The sequence below is a fragment of the Dactylosporangium sp. NPDC051484 genome (assembly GCF_040689395.1).
Lineage (GTDB): Bacteria > Actinomycetota > Actinomycetes > Mycobacteriales > Micromonosporaceae > Dactylosporangium.
On sequence record NZ_JBFAZX010000054.1, the window covers coordinates 1 to 20,993 of the forward strand.

Annotated in this window: 13 protein-coding genes and 1 pseudogene; 13 read left to right on the top strand and 1 reads right to left on the bottom strand. The window is 68.6% G+C overall.

From position 1 onward, the window contains the following. Nucleotides 1-91 precede the first annotated feature (91 nt). A pseudogene (locus AB0367_RS37305) lies at nucleotides 92-784 on the bottom strand (pyruvate dehydrogenase); the annotation flags it as partial. Nucleotides 785-915: 131 nt separating this feature from the next. Here AB0367_RS37305 and AB0367_RS37310 point away from each other — a divergent pair. The 13 genes from AB0367_RS37310 to AB0367_RS37370 all read left to right on the top strand — a co-directional run bounded on the left by AB0367_RS37310 (nucleotide 916) and on the right by AB0367_RS37370 (nucleotide 20,880). Continuing rightward, a complete protein-coding gene (locus AB0367_RS37310) occupies nucleotides 916-1,419 on the top strand; it encodes an Lrp/AsnC family transcriptional regulator (RefSeq protein ID WP_366231243.1) in 504 nt (167 codons plus the stop codon). 34 nt (nucleotides 1,420-1,453) lie between these two features. Beyond that, nucleotides 1,454-3,016 (top strand): PucR family transcriptional regulator, encoded by a 1,563-nt coding sequence (locus AB0367_RS37315; protein ID WP_366231244.1) that lies wholly within the window; start codon nucleotides 1,454-1,456, stop codon nucleotides 3,014-3,016. Nucleotides 3,017-3,101: 85 nt separating this feature from the next. Further along, nucleotides 3,102-4,541 carry an aldehyde dehydrogenase family protein gene (locus AB0367_RS37320; RefSeq protein WP_366231255.1) on the top strand — a complete coding sequence of 480 codons (1,440 nt, stop codon included), beginning with the start codon at nucleotides 3,102-3,104 and terminating at the stop codon, nucleotides 4,539-4,541. Next, nucleotides 4,510-6,636, top strand: a complete 2,127-nt coding sequence (locus AB0367_RS37325) for an ABC transporter ATP-binding protein (protein ID WP_366231245.1) — start codon at nucleotides 4,510-4,512, stop codon at nucleotides 6,634-6,636. The genes AB0367_RS37320 and AB0367_RS37325 overlap by 32 nt, the downstream gene beginning before the upstream one ends. A 211-nt stretch (nucleotides 6,637-6,847) precedes the next feature. Beyond that, nucleotides 6,848-8,413, top strand: coding sequence for an ABC transporter substrate-binding protein (locus tag AB0367_RS37330; protein ID WP_366231246.1), 1,566 nt, complete (start codon nucleotides 6,848-6,850; stop codon nucleotides 8,411-8,413). A gap of 81 nt (nucleotides 8,414-8,494) precedes the next feature. Further along, complete coding sequence (locus AB0367_RS37335; RefSeq protein ID WP_366231247.1) at nucleotides 8,495-9,436, top strand: ABC transporter permease; 942 nt, start codon at nucleotides 8,495-8,497, stop codon at nucleotides 9,434-9,436. Continuing rightward, nucleotides 9,433-10,452 (top strand): ABC transporter permease, encoded by a 1,020-nt coding sequence (locus tag AB0367_RS37340; protein WP_366231248.1) that lies wholly within the window; start codon nucleotides 9,433-9,435, stop codon nucleotides 10,450-10,452. The genes AB0367_RS37335 and AB0367_RS37340 overlap by 4 nt, the downstream gene beginning before the upstream one ends. 191 nt (nucleotides 10,453-10,643) lie before the next feature. Further along, nucleotides 10,644-13,529, top strand: a complete 2,886-nt coding sequence (locus AB0367_RS37345) for an aminotransferase class III-fold pyridoxal phosphate-dependent enzyme (RefSeq protein WP_366231249.1) — start codon at nucleotides 10,644-10,646, stop codon at nucleotides 13,527-13,529. 76 nt (nucleotides 13,530-13,605) lie between these two features. Continuing rightward, on the top strand, nucleotides 13,606-14,862 hold the full coding sequence (locus AB0367_RS37350; protein ID WP_366231250.1) for a helix-turn-helix domain-containing protein: 1,257 nt from the start codon (nucleotides 13,606-13,608) through the stop codon (nucleotides 14,860-14,862). A 112-nt stretch (nucleotides 14,863-14,974) separates the two neighbouring features. After that, nucleotides 14,975-16,201, top strand: a complete 1,227-nt coding sequence (locus AB0367_RS37355) for an aminotransferase class I/II-fold pyridoxal phosphate-dependent enzyme (protein ID WP_366231251.1) — start codon at nucleotides 14,975-14,977, stop codon at nucleotides 16,199-16,201. Nucleotides 16,202-16,274: 73 nt separating this feature from the next. Next, a complete protein-coding gene (locus AB0367_RS37360; protein WP_366231252.1) occupies nucleotides 16,275-18,533 on the top strand; it encodes a N,N-dimethylformamidase beta subunit family domain-containing protein in 2,259 nt (752 codons plus the stop codon). Further along, the gene (locus tag AB0367_RS37365; protein ID WP_366231253.1) at nucleotides 18,530-19,351 is read left to right on the top strand and encodes an SDR family oxidoreductase; all 822 of its coding nucleotides are present in this window, start codon (nucleotides 18,530-18,532) and stop codon (nucleotides 19,349-19,351) included. The genes AB0367_RS37360 and AB0367_RS37365 overlap by 4 nt, the downstream gene beginning before the upstream one ends. Then, nucleotides 19,348-20,880 (top strand): D-aminoacylase, encoded by a 1,533-nt coding sequence (locus tag AB0367_RS37370; protein ID WP_366231254.1) that lies wholly within the window; start codon nucleotides 19,348-19,350, stop codon nucleotides 20,878-20,880. The genes AB0367_RS37365 and AB0367_RS37370 overlap by 4 nt, the downstream gene beginning before the upstream one ends. Nucleotides 20,881-20,993: the final 113 nt, after the last annotated feature.

Sequence of the window (20,993 nt, forward strand, 5' to 3'; positions counted from 1 at the left end):
TCCCCGATCAACTACGAAAACAACATCCGAACAGCACCAGCTACGCTGGCGCCAGCCGCATAAACCCCGTGTCCAAGATCAGGGGTCAAGCCCCGTACTTGACCGTCAACACCTGCCAGCCAGCGGAATCGAACATGCCGCGCAACCTGTCGGCGGCGATCTGCGGCACCACCCTGTCCAGGGACTGCCGGTTCAGGTCGACGATCCACACCACCTCGCCCAGCTCGGCGACCACCGGGTCGAGGATCGCCTCCCACACCGCCCCCTCGTCCAGCTCGGCGTCGCCCACCAGCGAGTACTGCCGCCCGATGCCCGCATCGCCGGTCGTGGTCTGCACATACCGCCGGGCCAGAGCGCCCCAGATCGGCGCGGTGGCACCGATGCCCACCGACCCGGTGGAGTAGTCCACGGGGTCGGGATCCTTGGCGCGGCTGGGATAGCTCTGCAGTCCGCCGAAGGCGCGCAGCGTGGTCAGGTATTCCTCGTCCAGCTCGCCGAGCAGGTAGTTGATGGCGTGCAGTACCGGCGAGGCGTGCGGCTTGACCGCGACCCGGTCAACGGGGCGCAGGTGCCGGAACCACAACGCGGTCATGACCGAGGCCATCGAGGCGCTTGATGCCTGGTGCCCACCGACCTTGAGCCCGGACGGATTGGGACGCACCGCGTTCGCGTGGTGCACGATCGAGGTCGATAGCCACAGAACCCGCCGCTGGATCTCGCGCAGTGCGGCGAACTCGTCGCTGTCGGGCTCCACCGCCGCCCGGTCGAGCGCTGAACTGGTCATGGTCCACCGATCTCTTTGCTGTTTGCGTGCAAGAATTGGCCTTCAGAACAGCAAACGAGGACTGTCTGCACAACATGCAGCCGCGTGATTGAGCAGATTGCCAAGTTTGCTGCCCGCTCCGCCATCGGGGAGTGAGCATCGTGCGCAACAACCACCCGGCCGACGCCATCGACGCCCGGCTGCTGCTCGCACTGATCGAGCATCCGCGTGCCACCACTATCGCGCTGGCCGATCGGCTGGGCCTGTCCCGCAACACTGTGCAGGCGCGGCTGGTCAAACTCGAGGAACAGGGAATCCTGGCCTCCTTCGAACGCCGCATCGAACCCGACGCACTGGGCTATCCGCTCACCGCCTTCGTGAACGTCCAGGTAGCCCAACGCCAGCTCGACGACGTTGGAGAAGCGCTGGCCACCATCCCGGAGGTACTCGAAGTACTTGGCCTCGCCGGCCAGATCGACCTGCTGGTGCGCGTCGTGGCCGCCGACGCTGATGACCTCTATCGCATCGCTGGTCAGATCCTCGCCACCCCTGGCGTGGAACGCACCAACACCACACTGGTGATGCGGGAAATGGTCGGCTATCGGATCACGCCGCTACTGCGCCGGATGACCGAACCGCGCCGCGTGCAGCGTTAGCGCGACGTTCGCTGAGCGGCTGTACGGTGTGGAGGTGCCGGCCACCCTGGGCGACCTGCTCGCCAACCCGCGACTCGGGCTGCGGCTGCTGACCGGTCCGCAGGACTTCGACACCACTGCCGATGGCCGCGGCGACCCGGTGGCCCTGCGGGTGCCGATCAGCTGGGTGGCCACCAGCGAGCTGACCGACCCCACGCCGTATCTGGAGGGTGCCGAACTCCTGCTGACCACCGGGCTGCGGCTGCCTCGCGGCCGGGCACAGGTCGCGGCGTACGTCGGCCGGCTCCTCGACGCCGGGGTGGTCGGCCTGGGCTACGGGGTCGGCCTGGCAACCGACGCGGTGCCGGCGACCCTGGTGCGCATGGCCCGGGAACGCGGCCTGCCGCTGCTCGAGGTGCCCGAGCCCACGCCGTTCATCGCCATCGGCAAGGCCGTCTCCGACCTGCTCGCCGCTGACCGCTACGCGGAGGTGACCCGCGGCTTCGCCGGCCAGCAGGCGCTGACCCGGGAGGCGGTCACCGGCCGGGCTTTCGGCGTGGTGCGGCGCCTCGCCGGTCAGCTGCACGGCTGGGCGGCCCTGCTGTCTCCCGGCGGGCGGGTGCAATACGTCTCGCCCGCCTCGGCGCGCGACTCGGCCGGGGTACTGACCGCCGAGCTGGATCGGTTGCGGTCCCGGCGCCCAGCCGCCCTTTCCCTGATCCAGGGCGGCTCGCAGGTGGTGGTGCAGCCGCTGGCCTCGGCCGCGGGCAGGCGGGGCTTCCTGGCGGTGGGGACCGACCGGCCGCTGAGCACCGCCGACCGTTCCCTGGTCGACGTCGCGACCGCGTTGCTCTCCTTCGACCTGGAGCAGGTCGGCGCCGAGCGGGAGGAGACCCGCGCTGCGGCAGTGCTACGGCTGCTGCTCGACGGCGCCCGCCCGGCACCCGAGGTGCTGGCCGGGCTGGGCGGCGGGCTGCTGCTGCGCCGGGGGCTGCGGGTCAGTGTGTTCGCCGGCAAGCGGAGCGCGGTGGACCGGGCGCGGCTCGACCTGCGCGCCGGCCTCGGCGACCAGGTGTTCGCGGCAACCGCCGACGATGAGCTGGTCGCGGTCACCGCCAGCCGCGCCGACCAGGACATCCTGCTGCGCACGGTACCCGCGGACGGGTCGGTCGCGGTCGGCACCAGCCGGGCGGCGTCGCTCGGTGGCCTGGTCGAGGCGATCGACCAGGCACGGCAGGCCGCGGCGGGCGCCCGGCACCGGGTACCGCCGGTGCTCGACTACCGGCAGATGCACCGCAGCGCCGCGGTCAACCTGGTTGATCTGCCGGTACTGGCGGCGTACGCGGACGGGATGCTGGGCCCGCTCGATGAGTACCACCGGGAGACCGGCATCGATCTGGTCGGCTCGCTGGCCGGCTGGCTGGAGCACCACGGGCAGTACGATCCGGCGGCCACAGCCCTGCGGATCCACCGGCACACGTTGCGGTACCGGGTGCAGAAGGCGGAGGCGTTGCTGGGGCGCGACCTCGGCACCGTGGACGTGCGGATGGAGCTGTGGTTCGCGATCACCGCCCGGCAACGGCGACTGTCCGATGTGGCCAACCATCCCGGCTCCTGATCGCCACTCTGGACAATCCGCCTGGCCGCCGGCCCGTGTACGTTGTCGAGCCATGATCAAGACCACGGGTACCCACCAAACCCCGCTGGACCCGGCCCCGCTGTGGGTCGCCGGCGACGCCGAGCACGGGGCAGGCCGCCTCGAGGTCCGTCACCCCTACGACGGCCGGGTCGTCGGCAGCACCAGCTACGCGACCGAGGCGCAGGTGGAGCGGGCGGTCGCCGCCGCGCACGCGGTCCGGCACCGGGCCGCCGCGCTGCCGCTGCACGTCCGCGCCGACGCCCTCGCCGCGATCAGCGCGCGGCTCGCCGAGCGGGCCGAGCCGATCGCCCGCCTCATCACCGCCGAGAACGGCAAGCCGCTGCGCTGGGCCCGGGCCGAGGTGTCGCGCGCGGTCTGCGTGTTCCGGGCGGCCGCGGAGGCGACCCGGACCTGGTCGGGCGAGGTCATGCGGCTGGACACCGACCGCGGCGGCGAGGGCCGGCTCGGCTACATCACCCGGGTGCCCAAGGGACCAGTGCTGGCCATCACCCCGTTCAACTTCCCGCTGAACCTGGTGGCGCACAAGGTGGCGCCGGCCATCGCGGTGGGCGCCCCGGTGGTGATCAAACCGGCGCCGAAGACCCCGCTGTCCGCCCTGTTGCTGGGGGAGATCATCGCGGAGGTCGGGCTGCCAGCAGGCATGTTCAGCGTTCTCACCGTCCCCGACGAACAGGCCGGCGACCTGGTCGGCGACGCCCGGCTGGCGATCGTCTCGTTCACCGGCTCCGGCCCGGTGGGTGCTGCCATCGCCGCCGCCGTCCCGGACAAGCACGTCGTGCTCGAACTGGGCGGCAACGCCGCCGCCTATGTCGCCGAGGACTACCACACCCCCGCCGAACTTGACTGGGCCGCGACGCGGATCGCGCTGTTCGCCAACTATCAGGCCGGGCAGTCGTGCATCGGGGTACAGCGGGTCTACGTCGACGCGGCCCTGTACGAGCGGGTGCGCGACCGCGTGGTGGCGGCGGTGGCGGCGCTGCGCACCGGCGACCCGTTCGACGAGCAGACCGAAGTCGGCCCGCTCATCGACGAGGCCGCGGCGCGCCGCGTGGCGGACTGGGTCGACGAGGCGGTCGCGTCCGGTGCCCGGGTGCTCACCGGTGGGGTCCGGACCGGTACCAGCTATGCGCCCACGGTCCTGGAAAGGGTGCCGGCGGACGCGAAGGTGGCGTGCGAGGAGGTGTTCGGGCCGGTCCTGGTACTCGCCCCGGTGGACAGCGTGGACGACGCGTTCCGCCGGATCAACGACTCCCGGTTCGGGCTCCAGGCGGGGATCTTCACCCGCAGCCTGCCGCTGGCCTTCCGGGCGCACCGCGAGCTCGAGGTGGGCGGGGTGATCGTCGGCGACGTCCCGTCGTATCGGGCGGACCAGATGCCGTACGGCGGTGTCAAGGGCTCTGGGGTGGGTCGGGAGGGTGTCCGGTACGCGATGACCGACTACACCTACGAGCGTGCCATGGTCCTCACCGGCATCGACCTGTAGACCGAGCTGCACCGAGGCCACCGGCCCCGCATCGGTACAGGGCACAGGCCCTCATCTACGGACCTTCGAGTGTGCATTTGTCGCGCCGGTCGGGTTCCGATGCTGTCTTACGATACGTGACAGCAAGATCAGTGGAGGTTGGAGTTTCTTCGTGACCATCTTCGAACTGTCGGATCTCACGGTGGATCTCTCCACGGATGGCGGCCGGCTCGAACTCACAGATGCGGTGTCGCTGTCCGTCGAGGCCGGCGAGATCCTGTGCGTGGTCGGCGAGTCGGGTAGCGGCAAGAGCGTGACCATGATGGCGGCGCTACGCCTCATGGAGTTCACGTCGCCGATCGGGATCCGTGGCAGCGCCCGGCTCGGAGAGGACGAACTCCTACAGCTGAGCCAGCGTCAGATGTCGCGGATCCGGGGCCGACGCGTCGGGGTGGTGTTCCAGGAGGCGCAGGACGCGCTCAACCCCACCAAGACCGTCGCCAACCAGCTCGCCGAGGCGTACGCGCTGTCGCACGGCATGCGTAGTGCGAGGGGGCGGCGCGACAGCAGGAGGGGCGACGGCCTGAGTGCGGCGGTCGGCCTGCTGGACGAGGTCGGACTGGACGAACGAGTGCTTCCGCTCTACCCGCATCAGCTCTCCGGCGGCATGCAGCAGCGGGTCATGATCGCCATGGCACTGATCGGTGATCCGGATCTGCTCATCGCGGACGAGCCGACAACGGCACTGGACGTCACGGTTCAGGCCGAGGTCCTGAAACTGATCCGGCGGCTTCAACGCGAGCGCGGCATCGCCTGCGTTCTTGTCACCCACGACATGGGGGTCGCGTCCGTCATCGCGGACCGGATCGCCGTCATGTATGCGGGACAGGTTCTGGAGGTCGGCCCGAGGGACGTGATGCTGCGAGCGCCCCAGCACGCGTACACCAAGGCCCTGCTGGAGTGCGTGCCCCGTCCCGGCACGCGTCTCGTCGGGCGAATGCGAACCGTTCCCGGCCAGCCCCCGCAGCCCGGAAAGATGCCCCAGGGCGACCGGTTCGCCCCGCGCAATGCGCTGGCGACCAGGCGCGACCTGACCGAGCCTCCGCCGACGGTGTGGTCGTCGGACAGGACCCACATGGTCCGCTCGTGGGCCCCGGTCATGCAATGGACCGACGAGGCGGTCAACCGTCTCACCGGCCACGTGGCCGACGCAGGCAACGCCTCGCGCAGCGCCCCCGCGCCACCGCAGCCCGTTGTCGAGTTGCGGGGTGTCAACAAGACGTACGGCGTTACCCGGCACAAGGACTACGCTGCGATCCACGAGAACGGGGTGCCGGCGCACGGACGTCTCGCCTCGGCGCACCGCGCGGTCAAGGACCTGACTCTGACCATCAACCGGGGCGAGTTCTTCGGCATCGTGGGCGAGACGGGCTCGGGCAAGACGACTCTGGGCAAGTTGATCGTCGACCTCGAGCGCGCCGATCCCGGTTCGCTGATCCGCGTCGCCGGCCACGACCTGTCACATCGGCGCGGGCTGGCGGCCGAACGCGCACTCCGCCGCGAAGTCCAGATGATCTTCCAGAACCCGAGCGGCAGTCTCGACCCGAGACGAACGATCGGCGAGTCCATAGCGGAGCCGATCCGAGCACTGACCGACCTGAATCGCGCCGGGATTCAGAAACGCGTTCGCAAGCTTCTTGACGACGTCGGACTGCCACAGGGCGCGGAGGACAGATACCCGTCGGAGCTGTCCGGCGGCCAGCGCCAGCGGGTCGTGATCGCGCGGGCGGTCGCACCGCGGCCGAGCGTGATCGTCGCCGACGAGCCGACAAGCGCGCTGGACGTCTCAGTGCAGGGCCAGGTGATGAATCTGCTCCTCGACCTGCAGCGCGAGTTCGGTCTGACGTACATCTTCATCACCCACAACCTGAGCCTCGTGACATCTGTCGCCGATCGCATCGGCGTCATGCTCCGTGGCGCTCTGGTCGAAGTCCTGGACTCGACGCACGTGTCGGCACCACCGCAGCACGAATACACGCGGGCGCTCATGGCGGCCAACCCCGACCCGTTCGTCCCGTCGGCGGCGGATGCGAGCGCGCCGCACACACCGCAGTGAACGCGCACAACGTTGCGACCGGGATCGGGGGCGCACGCCCATCCGCGCCGCCCAGCAGCGCATATATAACAGTTGCACTCGGGCCTGACAGCGCCCCGAGCTCTGGAAAATCTCGTGTCACCGCTCAGTACCGCGAGGGCGAGTGACTACTCAAAGGGCAGGTCCACATATGAAATCTCTATCGCGGTGGTTCACCACCACTCTCATCGCTGTGAGCGTAGCGGCGGCTGCCGGTTGCGGGGGTTCCTCCTCGGAGGGCGGCAACGCGACGGCCACCGGCGAACCGAAGACCGGTGGCACCGTTCGCGCTGCCCTGGGCGGTGACCCCCAGACGCTGGACATGAGCATGGCGGGTGGGCTCACCCGGATCACCATGCAGCACGTGTTCGAGAGCTTGTTCGCACTCGATGCCCAGTTACGCCCCCAGCCGATGCTCGCCGATTCCTACACCGTTTCGGACGACGGGCTGACCTACACCATCAAGCTGCGCACCGGCGTCAAGTTCCACGACGGGTCGACGATGACGGCCACGGACGTGAAGGCCAGCTTCGATCGCTGGATCGCGGTCTCCCCGAACAGCAAGAACGTCAAGGGAAACGTCAAGTCCTCCGAGGCGATCGACGACTCGACGTTCGTCATCACGCTGAACTCGGTGCGCTCCACGCTGATCTCCGATCTGGCGTGGATCCAGGGCCCGTTCGTCATCATCCCGGCGTCGCTCGCCACGTCGGCCGGCACCAAGCCGATCGCCCCTGACCGGATCGTCGGTACCGGCCCCTACAAGCTGGAGAGCTACAACCCCGGGCGGAACCTGACGCTGGCCCGCTTTGACGGCTATCAGCGCCGGACCGAGAACTCGAGCGGCCGTGCCGGTGCGAAGCATGCTTACCTCGACAAGATCGTGTACAGCTTCGTCACCGACAGCCAGCAGCGCCTCAACGGTCTGAAGACGAATCAGTACGACTGGGTCCAGACGGTGGACGCCGACCAGCTGCAGTCGCTGGCGAACGACCGGTCGTTCGTCGTCGAGCCCGCGACCGACCGCAACCTCAACGTCGTGTTTCTCAACGGTGCTGAGGGATCCGTTTTCCACTCGCTCCAGGCGCGCCAGGCCGTCAATGCGGCGATCGACAAACCGGCGATCGCCAAGGCAATGTTCGGTCCGGAGAACCTTTGGAGCCCGCTCACCGGAGCGCTGGTATCACCGAGTGTGCCGGACGTCCACTCAGAGGCCGGGCTGAACCTCTGGTCCGAGCAGAACACCGAGAAGGCGAAGTCCCTCCTCGCGGCCGGCCTCAACCGGCCGATCAAGATCCTCACGACCAAGACCTACCCGTACATGTACCAATGGGCGGTCGCCGTCCAGGGGCAGCTCTCCGCGATCGGCGTGAAGGCGGATATCGAGGTGCTGGACTACCCGTCCATGGTGGGTAAGGCGGTCGACGATCCGAAGTCGTGGGACATGATGACGACCTACACGCTCGCCTCGTTCGGGAACGTGGCCCAGGTGGAGTGGTTCAACGGGAGCCTCGCACCGTACGGTGCCTTCCCGACGCAGGAGTACAAGGCTGGCGTCAACGATCTGCTCGCCAAGTATGTGGTGGCGAAGGACCAGACAACGGCGCGCCAGTACGTCGACCAGCTGCAGCAGCTGTTCTACGACACGATGCCGGCCCTCGTCCTCGGCGAGGTCAGCGACGTCAACCCGCATTCCAAGAAGCTCGTGCTGGGCACGTCGTACACGAACATCTTCTGGAACGCTTCGCTACGTGGGTAGCCGCTGAATGGCGGGGCCGCGTCGTGACCCGGCGCGGCCCCTGCCCCCACGCATCCGACACGAGGAGATCCGCTGAAAATCGTGGTAGTCCTACGCCGCGTCCGAGACATGGTGATCACCGTATTCATCGTGGCTAGCGCGATGTTCTTCCTGCTGCACGCCATTCCGGGAAGCCCAGCCATCGCGATCCTCGGGACCAACGCTCCGCTGGAGTCCATCGAGCAACTGAATCGTCAGCTGGGGTTCGACAGGCCGGTCTGGGATCAGTACGGCTCCTGGCTGTGGAACACGCTCCACGGCGACCTTGGCTTCTCACTCTCCCAGTCCAGGGGAGTCGGCAGTGCGATCGCGGACTTCATGGTCCCGACCCTGTTGATCGCAGCTCTCGCGATGGTGCTGAGCGTGCTTCTCGCCGTCCCCCTCGCCGTTCATACGGTGTCGCACCCCAACTCGCTCCTGTCGCGATCGCTGCTCTTCCTCAGTTCGGCACTGCTCGCCGTTCCCGGGTTCTGGCTCGCGCTCGTCCTCGTCCTCGTCTTCGCCGTCAGGATCAATGCGTTCCCCGTGAGTGGGTACGTCAATCCCACCGAGGACTTCGGGTCATTCGTGCACCACGTGTTCCTTCCCCTGGTGGTCCTCCTGGCCTACCAGGTTCCCCTACTCGTGCTCACCCTGCGAGAGTCCCTGGCCGGCGAACTGCTGAACGCCTACGCGCGAACGGCACGAGCCAAGGGCGCCGCCGAACGCGAGGTCATGTATCGCCACCTGCTGCCCAACGGATTCCTGCCCACGCTCACCGTGCTGGGCTCGAACTTCGGTCACATGCTGGGTGGCGTGATCATCCTCGAGACGATCTTCTCGATTCCAGGTCTCGGATACCTGCTGAGCTCCGCGATCGGGTCGCGTGACTACAACCTGGTCCTGGGCGTCACCGTGTTCGCGGTGGTGATCACGATCCTGGTCAATCTGTCCGTTGACCTGCTGTATGCGGTCCTGGACCCGAGAGTGAGGTCGAGCAGATGACGCGGATCGGAGCGCGCCCGTTGCTGCGCAAGCTCGCCGGCTGGTGGCGCACGAGCCCGGGATTGTGCCTGTCGACCGGGCTGATCGTCCTGCTCATCCTGCTGTCAGTCGTTGGACCGCTGCTCCTGCAGCCGCCGAACCTGCAGCATCTCTCGGACAAACTGCAGGCCCCGTCCGGGGCGCACTGGCTGGGCACCGACGACTACGGCCGTGACGTCCTGAGCAGGGTCGTGTCAGCGGGGCGCGTCTCGCTCGGCCTCGGGGCCGCCGTGACGGTCTCGGCGGTGCTGCTGGGATCGGTCATCGGACTGGTTGCCGGTTTCTACGTACGCTCGGCCGGCATTCTGATGCGGATCGTGGACGCCCTCCAGGCGTTTCCTGTGATCATCCTGGCGATCGCCCTCGCGGTCGGCCTCAACAGCAAGGTTCCCGATGCCGTCGGGATCCTCATCGCCCTGACGGCCGTGTACACACCGCTCGTCGCCCGGGTGGTCCGTAGCCGGACAATCGTCCTCGCGAGAACCGGCTACGTGACGGCTGCCAAGGCATCGGGCGTCCGCGGCGTGCAGATCCTGCTCCGCCACGTTGCCCCCAACGCGTTTCCCGCGATCGTGGTCCAGGCGACCTTCGTCTATGCCTCGGCCCTACTGTCGGACGCGGCACTGGGCTTCCTCGGTCTCGGCGTCGCACCACCGACGCCGACGTGGGGAAACATGGTCGCCGACGCGAAGTCGTCGTTCGAGATAGCACCGTGGCACATGATCTCGCCGGGCGTAGCGATCGTGATCTCGGTTGCCGCGCTGAGCCTCGCCGGTGACGGGCTTCGCGTGCTCGTCGATCCCCGCTCCCGTGCCGTCGCCGAGTTGCAGCGGATCGGGAGGCGGCGGCGCCGACGCGGTCGTTCGGTCGAGGGCGTGTCCGTGTCCGAGCCCTCGACGCCCGGCCACGAGCAACCGGCCGAACCCGCCGCCCACACCGAGCACGGCCCGCCCTCGTCGCTGCTCAAGGACTCGTGAGGTGACCGTCCAGGACGCTGGCGTCCGTCGTGCACACGCGCCGTCGCAGAAATGAAGGCGCGTGCCCATGGCCCGCACGGCGTCGCGCAGGCAGGGTTGGATATGCCCGCACGATCAGGGTGACCGCGGCCCGGACGACCCACGGGCTCGCGCAGTATTCGTGACCTGACACTCCGTTCAAAGGCAGATGCGTGAACATCCCCCGGTCCCGACCCGAGCCATTCGTCGAAACGGCCTTCCAGAGGATCAGCGCCGGTGCACCGGAGGTCTCCCGGACCCAGCTCCGCGAGGTTCTCAAGGAGAGCTACGGGCTCACCGTCGCACAGATCTCGGAACTCGGCGGCGAGATCGACCAGAACTTGTTGGTCGAGGCCGACGACGGTACCCGGTACGTCGTCAAGGTCCTCAGCGACGCCGCGGATTTCGCGGACGTCACCTGGCGCGTGCAACTGCTGCGGCACCTGGGGGAGTCGGTCACCGGCGTGGCCGTACCTCGACCGCTGCCCACCCTGAACGGCGACACTCTCGGTGTCCTGCGTCGCGAGGGGCGTCTCAATTACATCCAGGTCCTGTCCTGGATCCCCGGCACCCTGCTCAGCTCGCTGAGCAGGCGACCTCCGACGCTGCTGCGGGAGATCGGCACGACGGCGGCGACGCTGGTGACGGCGCTCACCCACGTGGCACCACCGCCGGTCAGCGGGAACCACCACTGGGACCTGACCCGTGCCGACGAGGCGGTCGCCTCCTGCCTGGATCACGTCGCCGATCCAGACCGAGTCGCCCTGGTGACCCGGGTGATGACCCGCTATGCGGCGCTGCGGGAGCGTATCCAGTCGCTGCCGAAGTCGGTGGTGCACAACGACCTGAACGACTTCAACATCCTCCTCGGCCGGGACGCGAACGGGCACTGCCACGTGAGCGCGGTGGTGGACGTCGGCGACGCGATGTACACCGCACGGATCGCGGAACTTTCCGTGGCCGTGGCCTATGCCATGCTGGGGACCCGCGACCCGCTGCGCGCGGCCACCGAGGTCGTTCGGGGATACGCGCGCACGACGGACCTGGATCCCGGCGAGATCGGTGTGATATTCCCGCTCGCGGCTGCCCGGGTCTGCGTGAACGCCACGACGTGGACCCGACGCGCCTCGGCGGATGAGACGGGCGACTACGGGCGCGCCCGGTCGCGGCACTCGTGGGACCTACTGGCGATGCTCAGCGACATCCCGTCCACCCTCGCTGAGGCCACGTTCCGCGAGGCGGCCGGCCTCGACCCGTGGCCGCGGGGCGTCGCCGTCCGTACGGAGGTCGCGGCCACCTTCGGCGCACAGCTCATCGGCATCACACCGTCCCTGGAGTTCGCACCCGGGAGCACGCCGGTGCCGAACCGGGCGGACCCGCAACCGGCCACCCTCGAACTCGGCATGCGGATCGAGCCCACTGACGGGACTCGGATCACCACCCCGGTCGGCGGCCTCGTCGACAGTGCCGACCGCCAGGAGCGCACGGTCACCATTCGTCACGGCAGCGGCGCGGCAACGCACTGGTCCGTGTGGCGCGGTATCGTCCCTGTCGTCGTCGCGGGTACCCGGATCGGCGACAACAGCCCCATCGGAGAGGTCGTCAGTGACGGCAGGGATGAGGACACCGGCGGCGGGTCGTGTCGCCTCACCGTCTTGGCCGAAGAGGACCTCGTCCCGGGCGTTCCTGCCCGAGTGCAGCCCTGGCTGCGGAAGGTGTGGGCGGCGTTGAGCCCGGCGCCGGCGCAACTTGCCGCTGGGGTCGTGGCCGACGACCCCGCCCCCGCGGTCGACGTCCGCGAGCAGTACACCGGAAGGGCGCAGCGGTACTACTTCGACGAGCCGATGACGGTCGTCAGCAGCCAGGGCGTCTGGATGAGTGACACGGACGGCCTGGCGTACCTGGACGCGATCAACAATGTCACGCACATCGGCCATGCCGACGCCACCGTCGCCGATGCGGTCTCCCGTCAGGTCCGTCGCCTGAACACCAACAGCCGCTTCGTGTATGCCGAGTTCGGCCGATACGCCGAGCGACTGGCCAGCCTGCTGCCGGATCCGCTGGCGGTGGTGTATTTCGTCTGCACCGGTAGCGAAGCGAACGACCTCGCACTGCGGATGGCGCGGCAGGTCACCGGTCGCACGAACGTCATGGTCGTCGACGGTGCCTATCACGGCAACACCACCGCGGTGCTACAGATCAGCCCTGATCGCTACGACGCTCCCGGCGGCGGCGGACGACCCGATACCACGCACGTCGTTGCGCAGCCCAACCGCTATCGCGGACCGTACGGATACGAAGACCCGCTCGCGGCCCAGAAGTATGCCGCCGACGTCGACGACGTCGCACGACGGCTGAGCGGCGAGGGCCGTGCTCCCGCTGCCTTGTTCACGGAGGCCCTGATCGGCTCCGGCGGGCAGATCACGTTGCCGCCGGGCTACCTCGCATCGGCCTTCGAGGCCGTGCGAGCGGTTGGTGGGCTCTGCGTCTCGGACGAAGTCCAGATCGGTATCGGACGGCTCGGGACGATGTGGGGTTTCGAGGCGCATGGGGCCGTTCCCGACATCGTCACGCTCGGAAAGCCACTCGGCAACGGCATGCCGCTGGCGGCGGTCGCCACGACCAGGGAGATCGCCGACGAGTTCGACCGGGGTATCCGGTACTTCAACACCTTCGCCGGTAACCCCGTCTGCTGTGCGGCGGGCCTGGCGGTGCTTGATGTCATCGAACGTGACGGACTCGTCGAGCGCGCGGCGTTGACGGGTGCGCACCTGCTGTCCGAACTACGCGGTTTGGCAGAGCGCCACGCCCTGATCGGAGACGTCCGGGGCGAAGGCATGTACGCGGGAATCGAGCTGGTCCGGGACCGTACGACCAAGGAGCCGGCCGGTGCCGAGGCGCTCTACGTCAGCCAGCGCATGCGGGAGGAGGGCGTCCTCATCTACCCGAACGGCCGGTTCGGGAACATCCTGAAGATCAAGCCGCCGCTGATCTTCGACACGAGCCACGTCCAGATCCTGGTCGACGCCCTCGACTCGATCCTGACCGAGGACTGGTGACCGGCCGCCCCATAGCGCCCTGTGGATTTCAGATAGCGGAAGTCGGCTCAAAAGGCAACCAACGTAGGATGTCGGCGTGTCGGAGTCTGAGCGTGCGGCGTGCGAATCACCAGATGCGGTGATCTCCCGGGTGGCCCGTCGGCTGCTCGAGGACGGCGCCGTGGACCGACTTCAGGGGATCTCGACCCGGCGGATCTTCGAGGTGGAGCCGGCGTACGCGGCGGCCGGAGTCGTCATCGGCGAAGTCAGCCGCGCCACTCGGAGCACACTCACGCTCTCACTGGCGCGGCTCGCCGGCGTCCCGGCGCCGGGGTTCGCGGCGACGGCGGCGGTGGACATCGGCAGGCTGCGCGCTGACCAGGAGATCCCGCTCGCGGCGGTCCAGCACGCGTTCCGTCTCGACTTCAGTGTGCTCTGGCCGGCCATCGTCCAGCAGGCCAGAGACGAACAGTTGACCGACAGTGAGGCGTTGCTCGACGGTTGCATGCAGGTCTGGAGCGTCGTCGAGTCGATCGCCGAGGAGGTCGCCGACTCGTATCGCGAACGGCAGCGCGAGAACATCGACGGCCGGGCCGACGCGCGCGAGCGGGCGTTCGCGGAACTGCTCGAGCGTGGGGCCGGCGCGACGTCGGTGCAGATGCGGTGCGGGCGGATCCTCGGCCTGCCGCAGGACGGCACCTTCATCGTGCTGACCGGTAGCTTGCCCGAGGACGAGGCGCTGGCACTGCGTCGACTGGTATCTCGGCTAACACACCGCCGCGCTGGTGGCTTCGTCGGAGGGCCCCTCGAGGCGATCAGCGGTGTCCTGGACGCCTCGGAATTCAAGCGGGGCGAGATCCGCGAGCTGCTGTCCGGCCTTGATCGCGGGCGTTTCGGCGTCGCCGAGGTGCGCGGAGACCTCGGCGAGCTGCGCCAAGGTCTGCACCTGGCACGCGTGGTCACCGAGTCACGGCCCGCGGAATCGGCCGGGGTGCTCTACCTGTCGGACCGGTGGCTGAGCGTGTTGATGCACTCGGACCCGGTCGTCTCGGGTGCGTTCGTCTCCGAAGTTCTGGGTCCGGTCATCGAGCTGCCCACCGACATAAGGCACCAACTGCTCGACACGCTTTCGGCCTATGTGCAGTTCGACGGGTCGATCGGGGAGATCGCGACACGGAAGTTCCTGCACCGCAACACGGTCCGCAAGCGCTTGGACCGGATCGAGACGCTCATCGGACGGTCGCTGGCGTCCCCGGCCGACATGGCGAAGGTCGTCACCGCGCTGGCCTGGCTGCAGGAGACGCATCCGGGGGAGTTCCTACCGACGTTCGACGGCGCCGCCCCCAGCGGGTGAAGCCAGCCGGACACCCTGTCAGCTCCCACGCATGCGCGTGCAGTCATCTCTTCGTCGAACAGTGTGCGGTCGCCCACGCATGGCGGACAGCGCCGCTCGTAGAGTCTGAGGCATGGTTGCAGCCGAGTTCGACCTTCCCGCCAGCCACATCGATGTCCCGCCAGTAGCGATCGCGGCACTGCCCACCCGGGGCATCGCCGAGGCGGATGTACTCGCCGAGGTCAAGGACCGGTTCGGGCGAAACGACTACGGCCACGACCGCAACTTCGCGATCAGCTACTCGGGCATGCCGGCTGCGATCACGCGCAAGGTCGAGGAGCTGGCGGTCGGTGAGTTCTTCGTCGAATGGGCCGACTCCGAAACGGGCACTCTCTCCATGGAGCGCGAGGCCGTCGGCATGATGGCCGGCCTGCTGGGCAAGCCCGACGCGCCGGGTTTCATCACGACCGGTGGCACTGAGTCGAACCTTGCCGCCCTGCGTCTGGCAAGGAACAACGGCAAGCTCGACGCGCCGGAGTTCATCGTCCCGGTCACCATCCACTTCAGCTTCCGGCTGGGCGCCGAGCTCATGGGCATTCACCTGGTGGAGGTGGATGTCGACGACCACACCCTCCAGCCGGACATCGCCGACGTCGAACGCGCCATCACGCCCCGGACGGTCGGGCTGGCCTGCTCAGCGCCCGCAGGCAGCTTCGGCACGATGGAGCCGGTCGAGGCCTTCGCCGACCTCGCCTGGCGCAAGGGGCTCTATCTCCACGTCGACGCCGCATTCGGCGGCTTCATCCTCCCGTTCATGCGGGAGCTCGGCTACGACGTGCCGCCGTTCGACCTCTCGCTGCCCGGCGTCAGCTCCATCTCCACGGATGGGCACAAGCTGGGGCTCCTGCCGATCTCGACGGGGTTCTTCCTCGCACGGGACGCCGAACTGTTCGAGGCGATCCCGACCGAGCGGACCCTCATCCACACCACCTCCTCCACCAAGCCGGGAAGCCGGGCGGCGGCGGCGTGGGCCGCGCTGCGAAATCTCGGATGGGAGGGATACCTGCAGTCGACTCGACACGTGCTGGCGCTGCGCGACACCATCGTCGACGGGGTCACCGCCATTCCCGGGATGTCGTTGGCCGCGCCGAAGTTCATCTCCGTCGTTGGCTTCGTCTCGTCCTCGATCGACCTCGAGCGCGTTCACGAGAACCTGCTGGAGGCCGGCTGGGGACACAGCTACGGGGTACTGCGGGGCAGACCTTTCATCCGCCTGTCGATCCACCCGTCGCGGACCGCGGAGGCCGCTCGAGGATTCGTCGAGGCGTTCGAAGCCGCCGTCGCACGCGCCCAGAGCTGAGGGCCGCCGCGTGCTTCGTCTGCTCGGCTACAGCGACCGTCTCAATGCCGGTCCCGGGGACACTGTCAAGTTCATGGTCAGCTGCGACCACAACGACTACGAGGTCCGGCTGGTCCGTTTGATTCACGGGGATACGAACCCCGCCGGACCTGGCTTTCGCCAGGAGGTGGTCCCGTCGTCCATCGATGGGCGCCGGCCGGGCAAGCGCGAGTCGATCCGCACCGGCTCGTACGCACGGGTCGAGCTACCCGCGACGCCCGCCGACCAACCTGGGTTCACCTTCGCCACCTTCCTCCAGCCGACGAATCCGGCAGCTGGGGAGCAGGTCATCGCCAGCCGAGGGATGCCCTACGAGGGCGGACCGGGATGGGCCATCGCGCTCGACGACGAGGGCTGCCTCGAGGTGGTACTCGGCCAGGGCGGAGTTACCCAACGCCACAGGATCGGCCCGCCGCTGTCCCGGTGGCACTGGTACCACGTGGGACTGAGCGTCGCCGAGGGGCAGGTCGCGGCGTGGTGCCGTCCGGTCCGGCAGCTTCCTGGCGAGGTGCTCGTTCCCTACCGTGTGCTTGCCGTCGGCGGCGGCGAGCTCCGCACGGATGCGCCTCTGCTGCTCGCCGCGACCGTGGACGGCAGCGGAGCGACCGTGCGCCACCTGGACGGCCGCTTGGACCGGCCACGCCTGTTTGGCCGCGGTGTCGCAGCCGAGGACATCGGGCAGCTTGTGGCCGAGCCGGACGCGGCGATCGCCGACCCCGACGTCGTGGCGGCATGGGATCTGAGCCGGGACGTAGCCACTGACCTCATGTGTGACGCGTCCCGGCACGGCCGGCACGGGCGCCTGGTGAACATGCCGACCCGCGCGGTCGCCGGGTACAACCACACCGGCCGGGAGACCGATTTCCGTCTGGCTCGCGCAGAGTACGGCGCTGTCCACTTCCACCGGGACGACCTCGACGACGCCGGTTGGGCCGTGGACTTCGAGTTCACCGTACCGGCGGACCTGCCCAGCGGCACGTACGCCGCCTGGCTGCGGGCGGGGGAGGACGAGGACCACATCCCATTCGTGGTGCGCCCCGCATCCGGTGTGACCCGCAGCCGGATCGCCGTGCTCATATCGACGATGTCCTACCTCGTCTATGAGAACTTCACCGACCTCGGCAAGGGCGTGTGGCGGGAGGACAACGGTTTCGTCGGCAACGCGCTGACGCACCCCCTCGCCGACCCGTCGCTGTTCCGCGAGGTCTACGAATACATCGACGAGAACTCGCTCTACGGTCCGTACGACGTCCACGCCGACGGGTCGGGCGTGTGCTATGCGAGTCTGCTGAAGCCGCTGCTGAACCTGCGGCCCAAGTTCCGGTACCGCACGATGGGTGTCCCGGTGCGGCTGGCGGCCGACCTCTACCTGGTCGACTGGCTCGAGCAGCTGGGCATCCAGGTCGACTATCTCACCGACCATGACCTGCACTCCGAGGGCGCCGCGCTGCTTGAGCCGTACAACGTGGTGATCTCCAGCTCGCAGCACGAGTACTGGACAGCGGCCATGATGGACGGCCTGTCCGCCTACCTCGAGCGGGGCGGCAGGCTCATGTATCTCGGCGGCAACAGCTTCTACGGCATCGTCTCCGTGGACCCGCACCGGCCGTACGCCGTCGAGGTGCGTCGTTGGGGCACCAGCTGGCCGTTCGAATCGCCCCCGGCAGAACGCCACCACAGCACAACCGGTGAGCAGGGCGGAATCTGGCGCAATCGCGGACGCGGACCCCACGCGCTGGTCGGAATGGGAACCGCCGGTGCGGGCTTCGACCGTGGTTCGCCCTACCAGCGCATGCCCGACTCCTACGACCCTCGCGTCCAGTTCGTGTTCGCCGGCCTGGGTGCGGACGAGCTCATCGGCGACGTGCCGTCGCTCCAGGTCAGGTGGGGTGCCGCCGGGTACGAGTTCGATCGGGTCGACACGGAGCTCGGGTCACCGGCGACGACGCTCGTCCTCGCTTCGTCGAACCGGTTCAACCAGTCGCACAGGTCGCTGTTCGACGATCAGCTCTGGTACGTCCAGGGCCGCGACGGTGCGTCGACCGCCGACCCGCAGGTCCCGGGACGACCGCATCGCTTCGCACGCTCGGACCTGGCCTACCTCGAGTACCCCGATGGCGGAGCCGTGTTCGCGGCGGGCGCCATCTGCTGGCGGGCCTGCCTGTCCGCCCACGGCTACGACAACTCCGTATCCCGGGTCACTGAGAACGTGCTCCGCCGCTTCGCCGACACCCCCAAGGGCGTCTCGCCGAGTGATCCGATCGACCCGACGATGTCACAGGGGTCCGCATGAGCGGTCCGGAGCGGAGCGGAGGTTTCGGCATGAGCAGCCGACAACTCGCCGCCATCACCGGCGCCGGCTCTGGCATCGGGCGGGCGATCGCCCGACGGCTGGCCCGCGCCGGCTACACCTGCCTGCTGGCGGGGCGCCGAGCCGAGCGGCTGGCCGACACAGCGCGGCTGATCGCGGACGCCGGCGGCGAGGCCATCGTGGTGCCCGCCGACGTCACGGCCGCCGGCGGCCGTGAGGCGATCGAGCAGGCTGTCCGCGCCAGCGACCTGCGTCTTGCGGCCCTCGTGAACAACGCGGGCGGATCGTACGCCGCTGGCCTGTTCGCACAGGATCTCGAGCGCTGGCGTCAGACCTTTGCCCTGAACGTGGAAGCGACGGCCTTCCTCTCCTTCACGCTGATGCCGATCATGCGCGACGGCGGCGGAGGGGCGATCGTCAACATCGGATCGGTCTACTCCTCGGTGGGGATGAACAACGCCTACTACACCGCCTACCCGGCGCAGACGGACCAGGGACCGGTTCGGGCCGTCGCATACTCGGCGTCGAAGGGCGCCCTGCTGCAGGTGTCCCGCGAGCTCGCGATCGCGGCTGCGCCGATGGACATCCGGGTCAACACCCTGTCGCCTGGCATGATCACCATCGACGATCGCGCGCCCCTGGACGAGGCCACGGTGCGGGCGCTGTCCGCACAGACCCCGATGGGGCGGTTCGGCAGACCCGAGGAGATAGCCGAAGCGACACTCTTCCTCCTCTCGGACGCGGCGAGCTTCGTGACGGGCACCGAACTGCGAGTCGACGGCGGCTGGACCGCCTGGTGAGCACACGCGGTTCACACAACTCGGCTGCCGGGCTGCTCATCACCAACGTCGACGTGGTGGACGGACTGGGCACGCCCGTCCAGCGACGCGACGTCCTGGTAGCCGACGGGCGCATCGCCGCGATCGCGGAGCCGGGCGACGCCCCGTCCTCGTTCCCGGCGACCGGTGACGGCGGCCCCCGCGTGGTCGACGGAGGTGGGCGCGTCCTGTCTCCCGGATTCATCGACGTGCATACACACGACGACGCTGCCGTGCTGACTGATCCGACGATGCTCTGCAAGACGAGCCAGGGCGTCACCACCGTCGTCCTCGGCAACTGCGGGATCGGCCTCGCACCGCACAGCGAGGCGCTCGGCCGGCACCTTACCGGCGAACTCGCAGCGGTACTGGGCTACGCGATCGCGCAGCGGCCAACCGGGTACGGAGACTATCTACGGCTCCTGCACCAGTCACCCAGTGCCCTGAACCGCGCAGGGCTTGTCCCGCACGGTGCGCTGCGGCTCGCCGCGATGGGCGATGCCGCCCGTGCGGCCGACGAGGCGGAGATCGACGCCATGTGCGACCTGCTCACGGCGGCGCTGGAAGCTGGTGCGGTCGGCATGTCGACGGGGTTGGTTTACCACCCTGGTCGCTACGCGCAGAGCCGGGAACTGCAGCGGCTGTGTGAGGTTCTGGCCGTCCAGGGCGCTATCTACGTGTCGCACATCCGTGACGAGGGCGCCAGGGTGCGCGAAAGCATCTCCGAAGTCCTCACGCTGGGGCGCGGCACCGGATGCCGGGTCCACGTCAGTCACCTGAAGGCGACCGGGCCGGACGGGATCGACCGGATGCGCAGGGCGCTCGATGACATCCACGCCGCCGCCGAGGCCGGTGTCCCGGTGACCTTCGACGTTTATCCCTACACGTCGGGATCGACAGCGCTGGAGCCGGCGTTGCGTGCCGCGACGAGTTCAGCCGCCTCCCCACGGGCGGTGCGCGTCATCTCGGCCCCTGACTTGCGGGAGCTGGAGGGTCGATATCTCGCCGATCTGGCCGAGGAGTGGGGAACCACGCAGGAGCAGGCCGTCGCCCTGATCGCCGAACGGGACAACTCGGTGACCGCCGTGATCGAGATGATGTCCCCGGACACGGTCGCCGCCGCACTCGCGAGCCCTCTCGCCATGATCGGTTCCGACGGCCTTCCCAACCCGCGCGGCCGGACGCATCCGCGCATGTTCGGCACATTCCCGCGGGTGCTGGGGCGGTATGTCCGACCTAAGGGGTCGCTCGACCTCGTTGATGTGATCCGCAGGATGACCTCCCTGCCCGCCCAGCGCTTCGGTCTGCTCGATCGCGGCGCGATCCAGGTCGGCGGCTGCGCGGACCTGGTGCTGTTCGACCCGGTGGCCGTCCGCGATCGGGCCACCCACGAGGAGCCTGACCTGCTCGCGGATGGCATCGAGATGGTGATCGTCAACGGTGCGGTCACGGTTGAGCGGCAGACGCCCTCCGCGGCGCTCGCCGGTGACGTCCTGGTCCGCCGGTCGTGATCGCGTACTGAAAGGGAGATCAACGCCGTTGCGTTTGGTGATTGGCGGCGGTGTCAAGGGGGCCTGCAGATGCGAACGGGACTTCTGGTAGATCAACTTGTGTCGAGCAACTT

What these genes read in the sequence shown, in the direction of transcription:
- AB0367_RS37340 (WP_366231248.1), top strand. Translation starts at nt 9,433, where the DNA reads ATGACGCGGATCGGAGCGCGCCCGTTGCTGCGCAAGCTCGCCGGCTGG.
- AB0367_RS37355 (WP_366231251.1), top strand. Translation starts at nt 14,975, where the DNA reads ATGGTTGCAGCCGAGTTCGACCTTCCCGCCAGCCACATCGATGTCCCG.
- AB0367_RS37360 (WP_366231252.1), top strand. Translation starts at nt 16,275, where the DNA reads ATGGTCAGCTGCGACCACAACGACTACGAGGTCCGGCTGGTCCGTTTG.
- AB0367_RS37365 (WP_366231253.1), top strand. Translation starts at nt 18,530, where the DNA reads ATGAGCGGTCCGGAGCGGAGCGGAGGTTTCGGCATGAGCAGCCGACAA.